The following is a 19,509-nucleotide window of genomic DNA, read 5'->3' on the forward strand; positions in this document are numbered from 1 at the left end:
CCTCACCAGGCCGTAGCGCCGGCGTCGATGGCGATGTCGGCGCCGGTGACGTAGCGGGCTTCCTCGCTGGCCAGCCAGCAGGCGGCCCAGGCGATATCCTCCGGCTCGCCAAGGCGCTTCAGCATGTTCTTGGCCAGCACCTGCCGCTCGAAATCGGGATCTGCGGCCAGATGGCGCGCGGTGGCGGCGGTCTTGATGAAGCCGGGCGCGATGGTGTTGGCGCGAATGCCGTGCGGCGCACCCTCCATCGCCAATTGCCGCGTCATCGCCAGCACGCCGCCCTTCCCCGCGCAATGCGCCAGCGCCGGAGAGCCTTCCAGCGCATGGCGCGCATTGGCCGATGCGAAATTGATCACGCTGGAAGTGCCGCCCTGCTTCAGCCACGGCCACGCCGCGCGGGTGGCAAGGTAGACGATGTCCAGTTCCCCGGTCAGCGTCGTCTTCCAGTCGGCGTAGGACAAATCCTCCAACCACGCGAAGACGGCGAAGGCGGCAGCGTTCACCAGCACGTCGATCCGGCCATGCGCTGCGCCGATGCGCGCGAACAGGGCCTGCGTCTGCGCCTCGTCGGTAAGGTCGCAGGCTTCGTCGGTGTCGGAACGGTCGACGCCGATCACGGTCGCGCCTTCCTCGCGGAACAGGCGGGCCACGCCCTGGCCGATGCCGTTGGCGGCCCCGGTGACGACGGCGATGCGGTTCTTCAGACGATCAGCCATGGGCCATCTCCATCTTGGCCGCCCCGCGCAGGCGCGAAGCGACGAGGGCGATCGCAACGCCACCCAGCGCCGCGATGGAAAGCACCATGAACGCGCCCAGCAGGCCACCGTTATGCTGCGCGGAAAAAGTCACGACGACGGGCGAGAGGAACTGCCCCAGCGCAAAGGCCGATTGCCAGAACCCGGTGCCACGACCGCGAAATTCGAAGGACAGGATCGACATCGACCAGACCAGCAGCGTCGGCAACAACAGCCCCGCACCGATCTGGTTGACGAAGCAGCCGATCAGGAAGCCCGGCACGTTCCCCGCCTTGCCCATCAGCGCGAAACCGAGCGAGAGCAGTGCGAATTCCACCAGCAGCAACCGGCTGACCGGCCACTTCCGGCTGAGCCGCGAATAGAAGAACGTCCCCAGCGGCACGCCCAGACTGGCCACCGCCGTCAGGATGCCACGCAGGGGATTGTCGATCCCCAGTTCGGCAAGCCCGCTGGGAGCCTGAATCTGCACGGTATAGAAGAACACCGACCCGTAGATCGTGATCAACACGATCATCGCCATCGTCCGCCAGGGAAAGCCCGCCCAGGACAGGTTGCGCGGTGCCGCGTCGGCCTCGTCATCCGGGCGCGCGGCGCTGGCCGGCTCCCACGTGAACTTCAGCACCAGACCGAACATCAGCACCGCGGAAATGTAGACTGCGAAAGGAATGCGCCAGCCGAAGCTGCCCAGAAACCCGCCCATCACGATGAACAGCAGCGCCGATACGGAGGCGAAGGCGGTCTGCGCCGCCAGCCAGCGATCGCGCGCCGCGCCCTTGTAATAGTCACCGATCATCGTGGTCGACAGCACGTAGATCAGCGCTTCCGCAATGCCCACGCCCACGCGGGAGATCAGGATGTGCGTCAGGTCATGCAGGAAGATCGGCAGCACGCCCACCACCGCATAGAGCAGGAACGAGAACAGCAGCAGGCGCCGCCGCCCGAAGTAGTCCCCCAGCATCCCGGCCAGCGGGCAAAGCAGCGCCACGCAGAGCGAGGGCAGCGTCAGGATCATCGGCACCCAGTATTCGTGGTTGGGCACCGAGGAGAACTCGGCCATCAGGTTGGGCAGGATCGGCGTCAACAGCACGATCGCCATCGTCGTCAGCGTGATCGGCAATAGCAGCGATACGCCGGTCATCCAGCCGGCCTGGTGATGTCGAACCATTCTCTCCCTTTCGCCACCCCATGTCGCTTGGGCGCGGATATTGGGAGAGATGGTGTCCGCGCCGGCAGGGCCCGTCCAATCGATTATGCGGAACGGTTGCTATCGGCAGCGTAGGTTCGGCCGAAAAGTCCGCTCAGGCCGGGCCCAGAAGTCCGGCGATCCGCGCCTCTGCCGGGCGCCAGTCCAGCCCGCGACCGGCCAGCCATTCCTCGTCGTAATACGTGCAGCCATAGCGTTCGCCGCCATCGCAGAGCAGCGTGACGATGCTGCCCTGCTGGCCCGCCGCATGCATTTCCTCGACGATCCGGGCGCAGGCCCAGAGGTTGGTGCCGGTCGATCCGCCCACGCGCCGCCCCAGCCGCGCCGAAAGCGCGCGCATGGCGCCGATGCTGTCCGCATCGGGCACGGCGATCATGCGATCGACCACACCGGGCACGAAGCTGGGCTCCACGCGCGGGCGGCCGATCCCTTCGATCATCGCCGCGCAGCCTTCGGGCAGCATGGTCTGGCTGCGATCCGCAAAGTGGCGGTGGAAGATCGAATGCTCCGGATCGGCCACGCAAAGCTGCGAGGAAAGGCGGCGATAGCGCAGGAAGCGGCCGATCGTGGCGGACGTGCCGCCGGTGCCCGCACCGCAGACGATCCAGGACGGTTCCGGATGCTCTTCCTCCGCCATCTGGTGGAAGATGCTTTCGGCAATGTTGTTGTTGCCGCGCCAGTCGGTCGCCCGCTCCGCATAAGTGAACTGGTCGATATAGTGCCCGCCGGTCTGCCGGGCGAGATCGTGCGCCACCTGATAGACCGTGCGCGGATCGTCCACCGCGTGAATCTCGCCGCCGTGAAAGCGGATCTCGTCCAGCTTAGGCTGCGCGGTCGTGGCCGGAACCACGGCGATGAAGCGCAGGCCCAGCATCCGCGCGAAATAGGCCTCGCTCACCGCAGTCGAGCCCGAACTCGCTTCGATCACGCAAGTATCCGGGCCGATCCACTCGTTGCACAGCGCATAGAGGAACAGCGATCGCGCCAACCGGTGCTTCAGGCTGCCCGTGGGGTGCGAGCTTTCGTCCTTCAGATAGAGCGTGATGCCCGGATAGCGCGGCAGATCGAGGCGGATCAGATGCGTGTCGGCGGACCGGTTGTAGTCCGCCTCGATACGCCGAACCGCCTCGCGCAGCCAGGTGCGCCGGTCTTCCCCCGCTTTACCTTCGCTCACGCCAGCAGACCGCGCCGTTCGAGCAGGGCGGTCACGTCGGCGTCACGCCCGCGGAAGGCGCGGAAGCTGTCCGCCGCCGGGCGCGTGGCACCGCGCGCCAGCACTTCGTCACGGAAGGCATCGCCGGTCGCCCGATCCACCACGCCCGCCTCCACGAACTTGCGGAAGCCGTCCGCCGCCAGCACTTCGGCCCAGAGGTAGCTGTAATAGCCGGAGGCATAGCCGCCCGAGAAGACGTGGGTGAAAGAGTGCGGGAAACGGTGCCATTCGGGCGGGATCACCACCGCCACTTCCTCACGCACGGCGCCGATCACTTCCATCGGATCGCTGCCCATCGTGCCAAGGTGGAGCAACAGGTCGAACAGGCCGAACTCGATCTGGCGCAGCACGAACAGGCCGGACTGGAAGCGGCGTGCGGCCAGCATCTTCTCGAACAGCTCCGCCGGCAGCGGCGCTCCCGTGCGGTGGTGGCCGGACATGCCGGTCAGCACTTCGCGATCCCAGGCGAAATCCTCCATCAACTGGCTGGGCAGTTCCACCGCGTCCCACTCGAAGCCGCTGGTGCCGGCCACGCTCGGCCGGTTCACGCGGGTGAACAAGTGGTGGAGGCAGTGCCCGGTTTCGTGCAGCAACGTTTCCACTTCGGTATGCGAGAGCAGCGAAGGCGTATCGCCACCCTTGGGCGCGAAATTGCAGGTGAGGTAGGCCACCGGCACGCGGGCACTGCCACCATCCGCCAGACGCGGGCGCGCCTGCGCCATCCAGGCCCCGCCCTGCTTGCCCTGTCGGGCGTGGAGGTCGAGATAGAGCCCGGCGATCACCGCGCCATCCTCGTCCGCCACATCGTAGTAGCGCGCATCCTCATGCCAGAGCACGACATCGGTCCGCTCTGCCAGAGTGATACCGAACAGGCGGCCCAGCAGCACCTGCCAGCCCGCCAGCACCCGCTCCACCGGGAAATAGGCACGCACTTCCTGCTCATCGACGGCGAAGCGCGCCAGCTTCATGCGGTTGGCGGTATAGGTCAGGTCCCACGGCTGAAGATCGGCAATGCCCAGTTCCTGCGCGGCGAATGCGCGCGCGTCGGCCAGGTCACGCTCGGCACCCGGACGGGCGCGACCCGCCAGATCGCGCAGGAAGTGCAGCACTTCACCGGCGTTGGGCGCCATCTTGGTGGCCAGCGACAGCTCCACCGGATCGGCAAAACCCAGCAGCGCGGCGGATTCGCGGCGCAGTTCCAGGATGCGGGCGATGCGCTGGGTATTGTCGAACGCGCCCGCGTTGGGGCCCTGATCGGAGGCGCGGGTGCCGAACGCGGTGTAGACGCGCTGGCGCAGCCCGCGATCCTCGGCAAAGGTCAGCACCGCGTTGACGCTGGGCCACTGCAGCGTGACCACCCAGCCTTCCAGCCCCTTGGCGGCGGCATTGGCGGCGAACATGCCCATCGCCGAATCCGGAATGCCGGCCAGCAGCGCTGCGTCGGTAACGTGCTCGCTCCAGGCATCGGTCGCGTCCAGAACGGCGGCGGAAAAGGCATTGGCCAAGCCCGCCAGTTCCACCGACACTTCGGCGAACCGCGCGCGCTGCTCCGGCGGCAGCGCCACGCCGGACAGGCGGAAACTGCGCAGCATGTGCTCGACGGCAGCACGATCGGCGGGGGAGCGCTGGGCGAAGTCCGGGCTGGTCTCCAGCGCGGCGATCACTTCGTACAGTTCGTGGTCCTGGAACACCGCCGTCATGACTTCGACGATGCGCTGTTCGCCGGCGGCATGCGCCTCACGCAGTTCGGGGGTGTTGGCCACCGATTTCAGGTGCGACACGGCCGACCACAGCGCATCCATGGCGGTATCCGCCTGTTCCAGCGGCAGCCAGGCGGCATCGAAATCGCGCGGCTTTTCCGCCACGATCCGCGCCACAGCCGCCTGCATGTCCGCCAGCGACTGGTCCAACGCCTTGCCGATCGCCTCCGGCGTGAGCGCGGCATAGTCGGGCAGCGACAGGGGATCGAGCAGGGAGGAGGTCATCGGCATGCTTTCAGGTATTGTCGTTGCGCCTGACCTAGTGGCTGGGGCGCCGGGGTTAAACCCCCTGCCTCCAGATAGGGCCATTCCGGCCTCGATATCCGCAACCATCCCTAGCCGCGCGGAAGGGCGGGGAAAGGAATGGTTGGATACCCTCTCGGTGAAGACAAACGGTTAGCGCAGCTTCTGATCCTATTGTGATTGGAAAACGCTCTAGCCTGTTCGGATGGCCCGAGGGATGGATGCGCATGGACGAACCCGAGATCGCCTTTCAGCCCGCAGCCGAGATCGCGTCGCCCGTCATCGTTGCCCAGGATCGCCGCGAACCGCGCGAGGATGTGGAGATCATCGCCAACTTGCGCAGCGCCTTCGCGACCTGGACCGTGGTGCTGAAGGACCTGAATCGGCTCGGCGCCCGGGTCGAGGGGATCAAGGGGCTGGAAGTCGACGAGGCGGTCAACCTTGGCCTGCCCGGCTGCCGCCCGGCGATGGCTTTCGTCGCCTGGAACAGCGCGCATGGAACCGGGCTGGAATTCGCCGAACCGCTGGACCTTGCCGTCTATGAGGATCTGGTCGAGCGTCACGGGTTGGGGCGGCAGAGTGCGCCGGCCATCACCTTGCGCCCGATCGGCTGATGCCCCTTAACTGACGGCAGCTTCCAGCAGGCGCATCGTTCCCGCATCCGCGTCGATCTCCACCGGCAGGCCCACCGGCACGCTGGCCTGCGCGGCGATATGGCCGATCTGCAAACCCTGGAAGGCGGGAACCTTCAAGGTGCCGAACTGGCGGTCCAGCACTTCGTAGATGGTGAAGTTCGAATAGCCGCCGTCGGGGTTGGTGCAATTGGTGCACTGGCCGAAGACCACGCCCGCCACCTTGTCGAACACCCCTGCCAGCGCCAGTTGCGTCAGCATCCGGTCGATCCGGTATTCGGATTCGTTGGTGTCTTCCAGGAACAGTACCGCGCCGGTGAAGTCGGGCAGGTAGGGCGTGCCGACCAGCGCCGACAGCACCGAGAGATTGCCGCCCAGCAGCCGCCCGCGGGCCGTGCCGCCGTGAAACACGCGCACGTCCCTGCCCCGCCCGGCCAGATTGACGCCCGCGCCTTCGGGCACCTGCCACGTGGGCGTCGCCCCCTCGAATGCCAGCGCGTGGAAATTCGCCCATGCGGCGGGCGGCCAGGACGCGCCGGCATTCGGGCCGTGGATGCTGGCCACGCCGGTGCGCGCCGCGAAAGCCAGATGGAGCGCCGTGTTATCGCTGAAGCCGACGAACAACTTGGGCGTCTTCGCAATCTTGGCATAGTCCAGCAGCGGCAGGATCCGCGCGCAGCCCCAGCCGCCGCGCACCGACATGACACCACGCACCTCGGGATCGGCGAACATCGCCATCAGATCGTCGGCCCGCGTGCGATCGGATCCGGCCAGATAGCCCTCCCGCTCCAGCATGTGCGGCGCCGGCCTGGGCACCAGCCCCATCGCGCGCACCGTGGCCGAAACCTCCTCCAGACCGAAGCGGTCGCCGACGAATCCGGCCGGCGCGACCAGCCCCAGTACATCGCCTTCGCGCAAGCGCGGCGGCTTCACCAACCGGGGCGCAGCCGGGGCGGAAAACGCCGGCATCGCAGGCAGCGCCGCCGAAGCCGCCGCGATGCCAAGACCGGCCAGTGCCGTACGGCGCGTCAGGATCGAATTCGTCATGGAAACGAAACTAGGCGAGCGCATCTCTTGCATGCAACCGCAAGCGTCCTAGATATTTGTGCTTTCTCACGCCGCGTCCTGCGGCCATGGTACCCCGATGAGCGATACTGAAGACACCAAAGTCACCAAGCGCCGGTTCTACAAGGCCGAGCAGGAAGCCTCCTTTGCCGATGCGCAGGAAGGCACGCTGCAGACGCAGAACCCCTCTTACCGCCTGGCTTTCCAGGACACCGAATTCCTGCTGCGCGACGAACTGCGCCCGGTCCGCTTCCAGCTTGAACTGCTGAAACCGGAAATGCTGCTGGAAGAGGCCAACATCGGCTCCACGCTGGTGATGTACGGCTCTGCCCGCATTCCCTCACCCGAACAGAGCGATGCCGTGCTGGCCCGCGCCACCACCGACGAAGAAAAGCTGGTGGCCCAGCGCCTGGTCGCCAAGGCCAAGTATTACGAAGTCGCGCGTGAGCTTGCCCAGATCGCCAGCAAATGCGCGGTGGTGGAAAAGGGCATGCGCCAGTTCGTGGTCTGCTCGGGCGGTGGCCCGTCGATCATGGAAGCGGCCAACCGCGGTGCGCGCGAAGTGGGCGCCGAGACCCTGGCCCTGAACATCGTGCTGCCGCACGAGCAGGCGCCCAACCCCTACGTCACCCCGCGCCTCTCGTTCCAGTTCCACTACTTCGCGCTGCGCAAGATGCACTTCCTGCTGCGCGCCCGCGCGGTGGCGGTGTTCCCGGGCGGCTTCGGCACGTTCGATGAATTCTTCGAACTGCTGACCTTGATCCAGACCGGCAAGATGAAGCCGATGCCGATCCTGCTCTATGGCCGCGAGTTCTGGGAACGCGTGGTCAATTTCGAGGCGCTGGCCGAAGAAGGCGTGATCAACAAGAGCGACCTCAACCTGTTCCACTGGTGCGAAACCGCCGAGGAAGGCTGGAAGGTCGTGCGCGAGTTCTACGACCTCGACTGCGGATAAGTTGGAAATGGGGGCGCAGCTTCGCACCGAAAGGCTGCTGCTGCGCCCTGCCCTTGCCGACGACGCCGAAGCGCTTCATGCGATCTTCGTGCAGCCGGCGGCGATGGCCTACTGGTCGCGGCCACGCCACACCGACATCGCCGAAACGCGCGACTGGCTGAGCGGGATGATCGCCATCCCGCCGGATCAGGGCGAGGATTTCATCGTCACGCTGGACGGCCGGGTGATCGGCAAGGCGGGCCTCTGGCGCTTTCCCGAGATCGGCTTCATCCTCGACCCCGCCTGCTGGGGCCAGGGTTTCGCGCGAGAAGCGCTGGAAGCGGTGATCGAGCGCGCTTTCACGGTGCATCGCTTGCCCCACATCACCGCTGACGTGGACCCGCGCAACCAGCGCTCGCTGGCGCTGCTCGCCCGCTTGGGTTTCGTCGAGACCGGCCGCGCCGCGCGGACATGGCAGGTTGGCGATGTCTGGTGCGACAGCGTCTACCTCAGGCTGGCCGTGCGCCAATAACCTGGCGAATCGCGTGATGCCCCAGCGGACCGTGCCCGGCACCGAACCCCGGCGCGGCCTGCAGGGCGTCGCGCACAAAGTCCCGTGCCTGCTCCACCGCCGACACCAGATCGTCGCCCCGCCCCATGCAGGTGGCGATGGCGCTGGAAAAGGTGCAGCCGGTGCCGTGGCTGTGGCGCGTCTCGATGCGTGGGGCGGTCCACAGAAGCGGTGCCTGACCGGGGCGGACGAGACGATCCTCGACAATCGGCCCGTCGGCGTCACCGCCCTTGGCGATGTAGGTCACGGCGCGCGCGGCCATGCCCTCGTCTCCGCCCAGCACGACCAGTTCGGGCACATTGGGCGTTGTCAGCGTGGCCAGCGCCATCAGGCGTTCAAACGCGGCGATCGTCGCCTTGTCTGCCAGAATCGAGCCGCTGGTGGCGATCATCACCGGGTCGAACACTACAGGGACATCCAGCGCTTCCAACCGCCCAGCCACGATATGGGCGATCTCCGGACTGCCGAGCATGCCGATCTTCACGGCATCGACGCCCACGTCACCGATGCAAGCGTCGATCTGCGCCGCCACCATCTCGGGCGAGAGCGCCACCACATCCGTCACGCCGCAAGTGTTCTGCGCGGTGATCGCGGTGATCGCCGTCATCGCATAGCCGCCCAGCACGGTGATCGTCTTGATATCGGCTTGAATCCCCGCGCCGCCCGAAGAATCGGAACCGGCGATGGACAGGATGCGGGGCGGGGCGGGCATGGCCGATATCGTCATGTGCGGGGCTGATGACAGCACCGGCCGCCTTCGACAAGTATTGCCTTGGGCATTGCGTCAGGCGCTACCTTGGCCCGTTACCCCTTGAAGCGCCGCTCTTTCGAAGGCGGGGCGGAATCGAAATGCCGTTTCGCCCGCGTCGGCCGGTCGACCAGCTCGCCACCGCAATTGGGGCAAAGGTCATCCAGCGCCTCGGCGCATTCGACGCAGTAGGTGCATTCGAAGCTGCAGATGAACGCGCCGGGTGCCTCGGCAGGCAGATCGGTGCCGCAGCGTTCGCAATCGGGGCGCATTTCCAGAGCCATTACGCAGCAGCCTCTTCCACGGCGGTGCAGATCGAGGCGACGGCCGCCTCGACATCGCCGGCATTGTCGCCTTCGGCCATCACGCGGATCACCGGCTCGGTGCCCGAGGCACGGATCACCAGACGGCCCTTGCCGTTCAGCGCGGCCTCGGCCTCGGCAATCACCGCCTTCACCCGGTCTGCCTCCAGCGGCTTGCCACCGGCGAAGCGCACGTTGCGCAGAAGCTGGGGGACCGGATCGAACAGGTGCAGCACCTCGCTCGCCGGCTTGCCGGACTGGACCAGCGCGGCCAAGACCTGAAGCGCCGCTACGGTACCGTCGCCGGTGGTCGCGTGGTCCAGCAGGATCATGTGGCCCGACTGTTCGCCGCCGACATTGAAGCCGCCCGCGCGCATCCGCTCCAGCACGTGACGGTCGCCCACCTTGGTGCGCTCCAAGGTCAGGCCCTCTGCGTTCAGATAGCGTTCCAGGCCCAGGTTCGACATCACCGTCGCCACTACACCACCGCCGCGCAAGGTGCCGCGCGCGGCAAGCTGGGTGCCGATCAGCGCCATGATCTGGTCGCCGTCGACCGTCTTGCCCTTCTCATCGACCACGATCAGGCGGTCGGCGTCGCCATCAAGCGCAATGCCGATGTCCGCGCCGGAGGAAACCACGGTTTCCTGCAAGGCCTCGACATGGGTGGAGCCGCACTTGGCGTTGATGTTCTTGCCGTTGGGCGTCACGCCGATCGACACGACTTCGGCGCCCAGTTCCCAGAACGCGGAAGGCGCGACCTGATAGGCGGCGCCATTGGCGCAATCGACGGCGATCTTCAGTCCGTCGAGGCGCACTGCCTCTGGCAGCGAGCGCTTCACGGCGTGGATATAGCGGCCACGCGCGTCGTCGATGCGGCGGGCCCGGCCGATTTCCTCCGACGCGGCGAGCGGGATGTCCTGCGCGAGCATCGCCTCGATCGCCAGCTCATCCTCGTCCGAAAGCTTGAAGCCGTCGGGGCCGAACAGCTTGATGCCGTTGTCCTCATAAGGATTGTGGCTGGCGGAGATCATCACGCCCACATCGGCGCGCAACTCGCGGGTCAGCAGGGCCACGGCCGGAGTCGGCATCGGGCCCAGCAGCACCACGTCCATGCCCACGCTGGTGAAGCCCGCGACCATCGCGTTTTCCAGCATGTAGCCCGAAAGGCGCGTGTCCTTGCCAATCACCACACGATGCCGGTGGCTGCCGCGCAGGAAACGGGTGCCGGCCGCCTGGCCGACCTTCATGGCGATGGCGGCGGTCATGGCGCCCTGGTTGGTGCGGCCGCGAATGCCGTCGGTGCCGAAGAATTGTCTGCTCATGACCTGCCCCCTTGGAGACCATTTCGTGAATGGCGGATGACGCGCGCTCTTACCCAAGCCTTCGGCAAATTGCCATGCGCCACGCAGACCATTATGGAAGATCGAAGACGAAGGTCGCAATTCCCCAGGAGCCCGATGAATACCCCAAGCCCCACGGCCGCCGAAAGCAGTGCCTCGCGCATTCCAGAGATTCGCGTTCCCGGCACACTGACACTGATTGGCCTTGTCGGCGGGCTGGTCCTCGGGCTTGTCCTCGCGGGTAAGCCGGCCGCCGTTCCGGTGCTGGAATTCGCAGGCCCCATCGGCTCGCTGTGGCTTCAGGGCCTGCAGATGACGATCCTGCCGCTGGTGGCCGGGCTGCTGTTTTCGGGCATTGTCGAGACGATAGCCGTCGCGCAGGCCGGCGCCATGGCGCGACGCACCTTGGGCACCATCGTCGGCTTCCTGGCCTTCAGCGCCACGCTGGGCGCGGTGGCCATGCCGGTGCTGCTGAAATTCTTCCCGATCCCGGCCGGCGTGCAGTTCGCCCATCCAGAGGATCCGGGCAAAGTGCCGGGCATTGCCGACTTTCTCTCCTCGCTGATGCCGGAAAACGTGATTTCGGCTGCCGCCGCGGATGCGATGTTGCCGGTGATCGTCTTCGTCGCCCTGTTCGCCATCGCCTCCACCCGCCTTGCGGACGAGCCGCGCCGCCTGCTGGCCGTGCTGTTCGAAGGGCTGGCGGGCGCAATGATGGTGGTGATCGGCTGGGTGCTGATGCTGGCCCCCATCGGCGTCTTCGCGCTGGGCTTCGGCCTTGGCGTGCGCAGCGGCGGCGCCGCACTGGGCGCGCTGGCGCACTATATCGTGCTGGTGACGGCGGTAGGCACCGTGGTGATGATCGCCGGCTACGTGATCGCCGTGTTCTCCGGCCGCCGATCGCTGCCGGCCTTTGCCGCCGCCATGCTGCCTGCGCAGATCGTCGCCATTTCCACCCAGTCCTCGATCGCCACGGTCCCCGCCATGCTCGCTTCCAGCCGCAAGCTGGGCGTTTCGGCGACGACGTCGGAATTCGTGCTGCCACTGGCGGTCACCCTGTTCCGCGCGACCGGCCCGGCGATGAACATGGCGGTTGCCGTCTACGCCGCCAAGCTGGCGGGCCTGGAACTCACCACCGGGGCCCTGGCGGCCGGCGCGCTGGTCGCCTTCGCGACGACTTTCGGCGCCGTTTCGCTGCCTGGCACGATCAGCTTCGTCTCCTCGATCGGCCCGATCGCGGCCGCCATGGGCGTGCCGCTCTGGCCCCTGGGCGTGCTGGTGGCAGTGGAAGTGCTGCCTGACCTGATGCGCACGGTGGGCAACGTGACGATGGACGTCGCCTTGACGACTGCGGTGGATGAAGGCGTGGACGCGGTTTCGTCCGAAACCGAAACCATTCATTGAGGCCTTCTTCAGGCCTCCAGCTCGATGTCCCAATAGAGCCAATCGCGCCAGGTTTCGTGGAGGTAGTTCGGCGGGAAGGCGCGGCCGCGTTCCTGCAATTGCCAGCTTGTCGGCCGGATCGGCGCCACCAGCGGCGGCATGTTCGCCTGCTTGGGCGTGCGCCCGCCTTTCTTGAGATTGCAGGGCGCGCAGGCGGTGAGGATGTTTTCCCAACTCGTCCGCCCGCCAAGCCGGCGCGGCACGACGTGATCGAACGTCAGTTGGTGGGGGGAGCCGCAATACTGGCAGCTGAAACGATCGCGCAGGAACAGGTTGAAGCGGGTGAAGGCGGGAAATTCGGAAGGCCGGACATATTGCCGCAGCGCGATCACCGAAGGGATCTGCATCGACCAGCTGGGCGAATGGACCACCCGGTCGTAGCTGGAAATGATGTCTACCCTCTCCAGAACGATCGCCTTGATCGCGGTCTGCCAGGGCCAGAGGCTGAGGGGGTAGTAGGAAAGCGGCGTGTAATCCGCATTGAGCACTAGCGCAGGGCAGTCCGAAAGACTTCTGGAGGGATCATCCTCCGCGCTGCGGAACCGGGCCGCGCGCTCGATCAGCTCCGATCTGAGCATGGCCTCCTGTCGCAGGCTGTCATTGCGGTTTCATGGCAACGCATGGGTTTCTTTGCAGCATCTACACGAGTCGACGTCAAGCCGGGACGGGGGTGGCTCCATACAACAATCCACAGCTTCGCCACAACGATTCCACAAACTGTCCGCATGAAGCCAACAGGCACTGCACACGTTATGCAGGCTTTATCCACAAACCGTTCCACACGGCATGCGCCGTCGAATTGCCGCCTTTCCTCGCGCTGAAGAACGAAGAGCGCGCCGGGACTTGCGACAGCCGGCAGCGGGGCTAGGAGCAGGGGTGATGATCCGCACCCGCTTCGCACCCAGCCCCAACGGCCCGCTGCATCTCGGCCACGCTTATGCCGCCGTGGTGGCGCACGATCTGGCCCGGGCGCGCGGCGGCGAATTCCTGCTGCGGATCGAGGATATCGACGGCGAACGCAGCCGCGCCGAATTCGTCGAGGAATTCTTTCTGGACCTCGCATGGCTTGGTCTGGCGTGGGACGGAGAGGCAGGATTCCAGTCCCGACACCTCACAAGCTATGTCGATGCGGGCGAGCGCCTGAAGGCCATGGGCCTGCTCTACCCCTGCCGCTGTACCCGCGCCGAGATTGCCGCCGCCGCCACACAGATGGGGCCGGACGGGCCAGTCTATCCCGGCACCTGCCGCCACCGGCCCGGCACTTCCGAAAGCGTCGATCCGGAAGGCGCGGCATGGCGGCTTGACGTCGCCCGCGCGGTGAAGATGACCGGCCCGCTCGAATGGACCGATGAACTGGCCGGCCCACAGCACGCCACGCCGGAAATCTTCGGAGACGTGGTGCTGCTGCGCAAGGACCTGCCCGCCAGCTATCACCTTGCCGCCACGCTGGACGATGCGGCGGATGGCATCACCCTGGTCACGCGCGGGATGGACCTGTTTCCGGCCAGCCACGTCCACCGCCTGCTGCAAGCCCTGCTCGGCCTGCCGGTGCCCGTCTGGCACCATCACCCGCTGCTGGTGGAGCCCGACGGGCGCAAGCTGGCCAAGCGACGCGGATCGCCCTCGCTGGGCGACCGGCGCCGCGCCGGAGAAGACGGCAAGGCCATCGCCGAGGCGCTTCGGCAGCACCGCTTCCCCGCTGGCATTTCGCTTTCCGAGAGCCTACACCAAAGCCCATGAGCACCATTCTCATCCCCATCATCATCCTGCTGATGATCATGGTCGTCGTCAGCCTCGTGCGCGGCATCGTCGCCTTCATGCAGAGCACGAAGGAAGACCTGAACCGCGATCCGAACGCGACCGGGCCTACCGCGAACCAGCTGCTGCAGAACAAGATGATGTTCAACCGCATCAAGTATCAGGCCGCCGCCGTGGTGGTCTGCGCAATCCTGCTGGCGATGGCACGCTAAGACATTGGTCCGGCTCAACAAGATCTACACCCGCACGGGTGACGACGGCACCACGGGCCTTGTCGATGGTTCGCGCCTGCCCAAGTACGCCGCGCGCATGGAAGCGATCGGCGCGGTGGACGAAACCAACTGCGCCATCGGCCTTGCCGTCTGCGCGCTCACGCAAACACCGCACGCCGCCGTGCTGACGCGCATCCAGAACGATCTGTTCGATCTTGGCGCCGATCTGGCGACTCCCGGCGATGACTTCACCCCGGGCGAAATGACGCTGCGCATCGTGTTCCCGCAAGTCACCTGGCTGGAAGGCGAGATCGACGCGATCAACGCGCATCTCCAGCCGCTGAAAAGCTTCATCCTGCCCGGCGGCAGCGAGGCAGCGGCGCGCGTCCACGTGGCCCGTGCCTCCGCCCGCAAGGCGGAACGTTCCGCCGTCGCCATGGCGGCCGAAGTACCTGCCAATCCGGCTGCGCTGTCATACCTCAACCGGCTCAGCGACTATCTCTTCGTCCTCGCCCGGGCGGTGAATGCCAACGGGGCCGACGACGTGCTTTGGGTGCCCGGCCAGAATCGCTAGGTTCCCTTGCCGAGCGTCGGTGATAATCGTGCCGGCACAAAGGGATCAGCAGAGGAGTTTGGCAGTGCGGAAAGTCGGAATCATCGGCGCGGGCATCATGGGTTCGGGCATCGCCCAGACCGTGGCCAGCAAGGGCATGGACGTCGTCCTGTCCGACATCTCGGTCGACATCGCCGAGAAGGGCAAGGCTGGCATCGCCAAGGGCCTGGCGCGGTTGGTGGCCAAGGAAAAGATCGCGCAGGCCGATGTCGACGCGCTGCTGCCCCGCATCGCCACCGCCGGCGACTATGCAACGATGGGCGACTGCGACCTGATCATCGAAGCCGCGACCGAGCGGGAGGATATCAAGCTCAAGATCTTCACCGCCGTGGGCGAAGTGCTGGGCGCGAATGCCATCCTGGCCTCCAACACCAGCTCGATCCCGATCACCCGCATGGCCGCCAGTTCGCCCGATGCGACGCGGTTCTGCGGGCTGCACTTCTTCAACCCGGTGCCGGTGATGGGCCTGGTGGAAGTGATCCCCGGCCTGGCAACCTCGGCCGAGACCACCGCGCGGATGAAAGCCTTCGGCGAAGCGCTGGGCAAGACCGTGGTGCTGGCCGGCGACGCCCCGGGCTTCGTGGTCAACCGCATCCTCTGCCCGCTGCTGAACGAGGCGATCTTCGTGCTGGGCGAAGGGCTGGCCTCGGTCGAGGATATCGACGCCGGCATGCGGCTGGGCGCGAACCATCCGATGGGCCCGCTGACGCTGGCCGACTTCGTGGGCCTCGATACGCTGTACGAGATCATGAAGGTGTTCCAGGCGACCACCGGCGATCCGAAGTACCGCCCGGCCCCGCTCCTGCAGAAGTATGTCGAGGCCGGCTGGTACGGCCGCAAGTCCGGCCGGGGCTTCTACGACTATTCGGGCGAAGTGCCGGTTCCGACGCGCTGAGCGGGATGCGCGACGGGAAGATCGCTTCCCGTCGCGTTCGTCCAATACCGGAACCCGGACGATCCCTTAGCCGTTAACCCGGTAAAGGAGATTCGCCATGATCGACCGTCCAGACGATTCCGATTCCGCGCCCGAAACCTTCAACCCCGAACAGGATGACGAGGAAGCGCAGGCCCAGTCCGTTGCCGAAGAGGCGCAGGACCGCGCCACCGACCCGTTCGGCCTCGAAGACAGCGAAAAGGTGAAAGGCGGCATCGACGACGAGGATGACGTCGAAGACCTGGTCGACCACATGAACCAGATGGATTCCAGCGGCGTCATCGACATGTCCGCCTATCGCGGCGAGGAGACGATGGACGACCTTGAAAACCGCTATGGAGCGCAGAACGCGGCAGACGAGGATTTCGAGGACGACGACAGCTGAAAGATTACAGCGGACAACATTGCTGTAGGTGACAGGAGATAGGTTCAGCTCTCCAGCCCCATGCGCCTTCACTTAGTCGGCAAGGAAACACCGAATTGGTAGGCGTTGGAGATTTTCGAAGCTTTGGCGTCAACCTCGAACAGGAGGTATATATCCGTCACGTAAAGGGGAACAAACATAAGATATGTTCTCCCATCGTGCGACAAAACCGTGCCGAACCTCAGGTTTTCGGGAGTGTATTTCGGATCGATACCAACCGCGCATCGATCGACGGACAACTTCAACTTTTCGAGTTCCTCCGGCCGGATGGTCGCATCCTGGACATCGCTGATCGTAAAATCGGCTTGAGAAATCGTTCGCGGAAAGTCATCGCAGAAGGTGTGCTGGCAGGCCGAGCTGGCTAAGCACAGCGACGACATCATTAAGGCTACCGCAAAAGAGACCGTGCGGCTTCCGGCGGATCTCGCAGCAAAGAGATGTTTTGGCGTGCCACTCAACATTTGCGCGCGATAGCAGTCATTTCCCGTCCAACCTAATTCGACTGCGGGTCCTTCGCCCAGGGATTCTTGTGCTCGGTCTTCTGCTGGCCCACGCGAGCCGCGACATTTTCGGCGAACTTCGTGACCGAACTGTCGTCGTCGCCATCGGACGATGGCACCGAGCAATAGGCGGTCAGCAACACGCTGGCAGACCAGAACAGCGCCTGCCAGCGGCTCTTGAAGACGTTCCTGATCTTGGGCCCGAACATGCGCGCAGGCTAGCGCGGAAGGGTTAAGACTCCGTGCCTGCCTCTCGCTTCAGGTCGTAGAGGATCTCCAGCGCGTCGCGCGGGCTCAGCGCATCGATGTCCATCTCGCGCAGCTTGTCGCGCAGGGCGTCGCACTGTTCCTCGTGCGCCTCATGCGCCGCCGCGAACAGCGGCAGGTCGCCCAGCCCTGCAGCAAGGCCGCCGGTCTCGGCACGGCCCTTCTCCAGCTTTTCCAGCACCGACTTGGCGCGGCTGATGACTTTCGGCGGCACCCCGGCAAGGCGCGCGACGGCAAGGCCGTAGCTGCGGTCGGCCGGCCCTTCGGCCAGTTCGTGCAGCAGCACCAGATCGCCCTTCCACTCGCGCGCGCGAACGTGGTGGAGCGACAGCGCCTCGCAAGTCTCCCCCAGTCGCGCCATCTCGTGATAGTGCGTGGCGAACAGGCAGCGACAGCGGTTGGTTTCGTGGACGGCTTCGGCGACCGCCCAGGCCAGCGCCAGGCCGTCATACGTCGAGGTACCGCGCCCCACTTCGTCGAGGATGACGAAGCTGCGATCGGTCGCCTGCGCCAGAATGGCGGCGGTTTCCACCATCTCGACCATGAAGGTCGAACGCCCGCGCGCCAGATTGTCCGAAGCGCCGACGCGGCTGAACAGGCGGTCCACCATGCCGATCCGCGCCGACTTGGCGGGCACGAAACCACCCGCCTGCGCCAGCAGCACGATCAGCGCGTTCTGGCGCAGGAAGGTCGACTTACCGCCCATGTTGGGGCCGCCGATCAGCCAGAGCCGGTCATGGCTGGCCAGCCGGCAATCGTTGGCAACGAAGCGCTCGCCCTGAACCTTCAGCGCCGCTTCCACCACCGGATGGCGGCCGCCCTCGATATCGAGCGAAAGGCCATCGACCACTTCGGGTCGCGCCCAGCCGCCCTCCGCCGCGCGCTCGGCCTGCCCGGCGGCCACGTCGAAACGGGCCAACGCGGCGGCGGTGCGGGCGATGGCGTGGCGCGCCGCCACGGCTTCGGCCACCAGTTCCTCGAAATGCGCTTCCTCGGCGGCGAGCGCGTGGGCCCCGGCCTCGGTGATGCGGCTGGCCTCTTCATGCAGGGCGAGCGCGTTGAAGCGCATGGCGCCGGCCATCGTCTGGCGGTGCGAGAAGCCGCTGTCGGGCTCCAGCAGCTTGTCGGCATGACGCTGCGGCACTTCGATGAAGTAGCCGAGCACATTGTTGTGCTTGATCTTCAGCGCGGCAACGCCGGTTTCCTCGCGGTACTTTGCCTCCAGCGCGGCGATCGCGCGGCGGGCATTGCCCGAAGTGACGCGCAACTCGTCCAGCCCGGCGTCGTAGCCGCTGGCGATGTAGCCACCCTGCCCGCGCTCGGTCGGTGGGGTTTCCACCAGCGCCTGGGCGAAATGGTCGACCAGTGCCGCCCAATGATCTTGGCTCCCGCCCAGTTCGGGCATCAACCGGTCCAGCAGCACCGGCAGGTCGTCCATCTGCGCCAGCCGTTCGCCGATGCGGCGCGCACCGGAAAGACCATCGCGCAACTGGCCAAGATCACGCGGAGAGCCACGCCCCGCCACCACCCGGCCCAGCGCACGGCCGACATCCGGCAGCGCCCGCAGCGCCGCGCGCATATCCTCACGCAGCAGGTGATCCTCGTGCAGCCATTCCACCATTTCCAGGCGTTCGGCGATGGCGTGGCGGTCCGTCAGCGGCGCGGACAGGTCTTCGGCCAACTGGCGCGCACCGGCGCCGGTAACGCAGCGATCGATCGCTTCCACCAGACTGCCCTTGCGGCCGCCTTGCGAGGATTCGAGGATTTCCAGACTGGCGCGCGTCGCCTCGTCCATCGCCAGCGCCGCATCGCCACTGCGCGCCTCGGGCGGCAGCAGCAGCGGCAGCTTGCCGCGGCCGACATGGTCGAGATAAGCGATCAGGCCTCCCGCCGCCGCCAGCATGGCCCGCGTAAAGGTGCCGAACCCGTCGAGCGTGGCAACGCCGTGCACCAGCTTCAGCCGCTCATCGCCGCCATCGGACGAGAACTCATGCCCCGAACGCGCGATCGCCCCGTCGGGCGCCAGTTCCCAGCCGTCCGGCACCACCAGTTCGCGCGCACCCAGCCGCGCCAGCGCCGCGCCCAGCCGGTCGGGCGGACACTCTTCCAGTTCCATGCGCCCGGTGGAGATGTCGCAGGCGGCGATCCCCACCGTGCCGCGCAGATCGCAGGCCCCCGCCAGCACATTGGCGCGGCGCGGTTCCAACAGCGATTCCTCGGTCAGCGTGCCGGCGGTGACGAAGCGCACGATATCGCGCCGCACCAGCGCCTTGGACCCGCCGCGCTTCTTGGCCTCCGCCGGGGTTTCGGTCTGTTCGGCGATCGCCACGCGGCAACCTGCCTTGATCAGACGGGCAAGATAGCCTTCGGCCGCGTGGACGGGCACGCCGCACATCGGGATCGGCTGGCCGCCGTGTTCGCCGCGCGTGGTGAGTGCAATGTCCAGAACCTGGCTTGCGATTTTCGCATCATCGAAGAAAAGCTCGAAGAAATCGCCCATTCGATAGAACAGCAGGCAGTCCCCCGCCACCTCGCGCAAGGCAAGGTACTGCGCCATCATCGGGGTCACGCCGGCGGTTTCGGAATTGCTG

General features: G+C 66.3%; 21 protein-coding genes. 9 read left to right on the forward strand and 12 right to left on the reverse strand.

Features of this window, described 5'->3' with window-relative positions:
• Positions 1-2: 2 nt before the first annotated feature.
• The 4 genes from WBP06_RS14785 to WBP06_RS14800 all read right to left on the reverse strand — a co-directional run bounded on the left by WBP06_RS14785 (position 3) and on the right by WBP06_RS14800 (position 5,163).
• A complete protein-coding gene (locus tag WBP06_RS14785) occupies positions 3-716 on the reverse strand; it encodes an SDR family NAD(P)-dependent oxidoreductase (RefSeq protein WP_395329298.1) in 714 nt (237 codons plus the stop codon).
• Positions 709-1,920 carry an MFS transporter gene (locus WBP06_RS14790; protein ID WP_395329300.1) on the reverse strand — a complete coding sequence of 404 codons (1,212 nt, stop codon included), beginning with the start codon at positions 1,918-1,920 and terminating at the stop codon, positions 709-711. The genes WBP06_RS14785 and WBP06_RS14790 overlap by 8 nt, the downstream gene beginning before the upstream one ends.
• Positions 1,921-2,053: 133 nt before the next feature.
• Positions 2,054-3,133 carry a PLP-dependent cysteine synthase family protein gene (locus tag WBP06_RS14795; RefSeq protein WP_395329303.1) on the reverse strand — a complete coding sequence of 360 codons (1,080 nt, stop codon included), beginning with the start codon at positions 3,131-3,133 and terminating at the stop codon, positions 2,054-2,056.
• Entirely contained in the window at positions 3,130-5,163 is a 2,034-nt protein-coding gene (locus WBP06_RS14800; RefSeq protein ID WP_395329306.1) for a M3 family metallopeptidase, read from the reverse strand. The genes WBP06_RS14795 and WBP06_RS14800 overlap by 4 nt, the downstream gene beginning before the upstream one ends.
• A 239-nt stretch (positions 5,164-5,402) precedes the next feature.
• Between WBP06_RS14800 and WBP06_RS14805 the strand changes: the two genes are divergently transcribed.
• A complete protein-coding gene (locus WBP06_RS14805) occupies positions 5,403-5,789 on the forward strand; it encodes a hypothetical protein (RefSeq protein ID WP_395329309.1) in 387 nt (128 codons plus the stop codon).
• 6 nt (positions 5,790-5,795) lie between these two features.
• Here the strand turns inward: WBP06_RS14805 and WBP06_RS14810 are convergent, their stop codons facing one another.
• A complete protein-coding gene (locus WBP06_RS14810) occupies positions 5,796-6,854 on the reverse strand; it encodes an LD-carboxypeptidase (RefSeq protein WP_395329311.1) in 1,059 nt (352 codons plus the stop codon).
• A 97-nt stretch (positions 6,855-6,951) separates the two neighbouring features.
• Between WBP06_RS14810 and WBP06_RS14815 the strand changes: the two genes are divergently transcribed.
• Complete coding sequence (locus tag WBP06_RS14815) at positions 6,952-7,827, forward strand: LOG family protein (protein WP_395329313.1); 876 nt, start codon at positions 6,952-6,954, stop codon at positions 7,825-7,827.
• Positions 7,828-7,834: 7 nt separating this feature from the next.
• Entirely contained in the window at positions 7,835-8,338 is a 504-nt protein-coding gene (locus WBP06_RS14820; RefSeq protein WP_395329316.1) for a GNAT family N-acetyltransferase, read from the forward strand.
• On the opposite strand, the gene thiD is transcribed toward WBP06_RS14820, so the two are convergent.
• The 3 genes from thiD to glmM form a co-directional block, all read right to left on the reverse strand.
• The gene (gene thiD / locus WBP06_RS14825; RefSeq protein WP_395329318.1) at positions 8,316-9,089 is read right to left on the reverse strand and encodes a bifunctional hydroxymethylpyrimidine kinase/phosphomethylpyrimidine kinase; all 774 of its coding nucleotides are present in this window, start codon (positions 9,087-9,089) and stop codon (positions 8,316-8,318) included. The two genes, WBP06_RS14820 and thiD, sit on opposite strands and share 23 nt — an antisense overlap.
• Before the next feature lie 92 nt (positions 9,090-9,181).
• Positions 9,182-9,409: a DUF1272 domain-containing protein gene (locus WBP06_RS14830; protein ID WP_395329320.1), complete on the reverse strand. Its 228-nt coding sequence runs from the start codon at positions 9,407-9,409 to the stop codon at positions 9,182-9,184.
• Positions 9,409-10,749, reverse strand: a complete 1,341-nt coding sequence (gene glmM, locus WBP06_RS14835; RefSeq protein ID WP_395329322.1) for a phosphoglucosamine mutase — start codon at positions 10,747-10,749, stop codon at positions 9,409-9,411. The genes WBP06_RS14830 and glmM overlap by 1 nt, the downstream gene beginning before the upstream one ends.
• A gap of 135 nt (positions 10,750-10,884) precedes the next feature.
• Here glmM and WBP06_RS14840 point away from each other — a divergent pair, with 135 nt between their 5' ends.
• Positions 10,885-12,171, forward strand: a complete 1,287-nt coding sequence (locus WBP06_RS14840) for a dicarboxylate/amino acid:cation symporter (protein ID WP_395329324.1) — start codon at positions 10,885-10,887, stop codon at positions 12,169-12,171.
• 8 nt (positions 12,172-12,179) lie between these two features.
• On the opposite strand, the gene WBP06_RS14845 is transcribed toward WBP06_RS14840, so the two are convergent.
• Positions 12,180-12,788, reverse strand: a complete 609-nt coding sequence (locus tag WBP06_RS14845; protein ID WP_395329326.1) for an HNH endonuclease — start codon at positions 12,786-12,788, stop codon at positions 12,180-12,182.
• Positions 12,789-13,089: 301 nt separating this feature from the next.
• Here WBP06_RS14845 and gluQRS point away from each other — a divergent pair, with 301 nt between their 5' ends.
• From gluQRS to WBP06_RS14870, 5 genes are all read left to right on the forward strand, one after another.
• The gene (gluQRS, locus tag WBP06_RS14850; protein ID WP_395329328.1) at positions 13,090-13,950 is read left to right on the forward strand and encodes a tRNA glutamyl-Q(34) synthetase GluQRS; all 861 of its coding nucleotides are present in this window, start codon (positions 13,090-13,092) and stop codon (positions 13,948-13,950) included.
• Positions 13,947-14,180 carry a hypothetical protein gene (locus WBP06_RS14855; RefSeq protein ID WP_395329330.1) on the forward strand — a complete coding sequence of 78 codons (234 nt, stop codon included), beginning with the start codon at positions 13,947-13,949 and terminating at the stop codon, positions 14,178-14,180. The genes gluQRS and WBP06_RS14855 overlap by 4 nt, the downstream gene beginning before the upstream one ends.
• 4 nt (positions 14,181-14,184) lie before the next feature.
• Positions 14,185-14,754, forward strand: a complete 570-nt coding sequence (locus WBP06_RS14860; RefSeq protein WP_395329332.1) for a cob(I)yrinic acid a,c-diamide adenosyltransferase — start codon at positions 14,185-14,187, stop codon at positions 14,752-14,754.
• Positions 14,755-14,818: 64 nt separating this feature from the next.
• Positions 14,819-15,688 carry a 3-hydroxyacyl-CoA dehydrogenase family protein gene (locus WBP06_RS14865; RefSeq protein ID WP_395329334.1) on the forward strand — a complete coding sequence of 290 codons (870 nt, stop codon included), beginning with the start codon at positions 14,819-14,821 and terminating at the stop codon, positions 15,686-15,688.
• Between the two features lie 97 nt (positions 15,689-15,785).
• Positions 15,786-16,112, forward strand: coding sequence for a hypothetical protein (locus WBP06_RS14870; RefSeq protein WP_395329336.1), 327 nt, complete (start codon positions 15,786-15,788; stop codon positions 16,110-16,112).
• 68 nt (positions 16,113-16,180) lie between these two features.
• Here the strand turns inward: WBP06_RS14870 and WBP06_RS14875 are convergent, their stop codons facing one another.
• From WBP06_RS14875 to mutS, 3 genes are read right to left on the reverse strand one after another with little or no spacing between them, the layout of a single operon-like run.
• The gene (locus WBP06_RS14875) at positions 16,181-16,612 is read right to left on the reverse strand and encodes a hypothetical protein (RefSeq protein ID WP_395329338.1); all 432 of its coding nucleotides are present in this window, start codon (positions 16,610-16,612) and stop codon (positions 16,181-16,183) included.
• 32 nt (positions 16,613-16,644) lie between these two features.
• Entirely contained in the window at positions 16,645-16,860 is a 216-nt protein-coding gene (locus WBP06_RS14880) for a hypothetical protein (protein ID WP_395329340.1), read from the reverse strand.
• Positions 16,861-16,883: 23 nt separating this feature from the next.
• Positions 16,884-19,478, reverse strand: a complete 2,595-nt coding sequence (gene mutS, locus WBP06_RS14885; RefSeq protein ID WP_395334186.1) for a DNA mismatch repair protein MutS — start codon at positions 19,476-19,478, stop codon at positions 16,884-16,886.
• Between the last annotated feature and the right edge of the window lie 31 nt (positions 19,479-19,509).

Source organism: Novosphingobium mississippiense (assembly GCF_044029535.1).
Taxonomy (GTDB): domain Bacteria; phylum Pseudomonadota; class Alphaproteobacteria; order Sphingomonadales; family Sphingomonadaceae; genus Novosphingobium.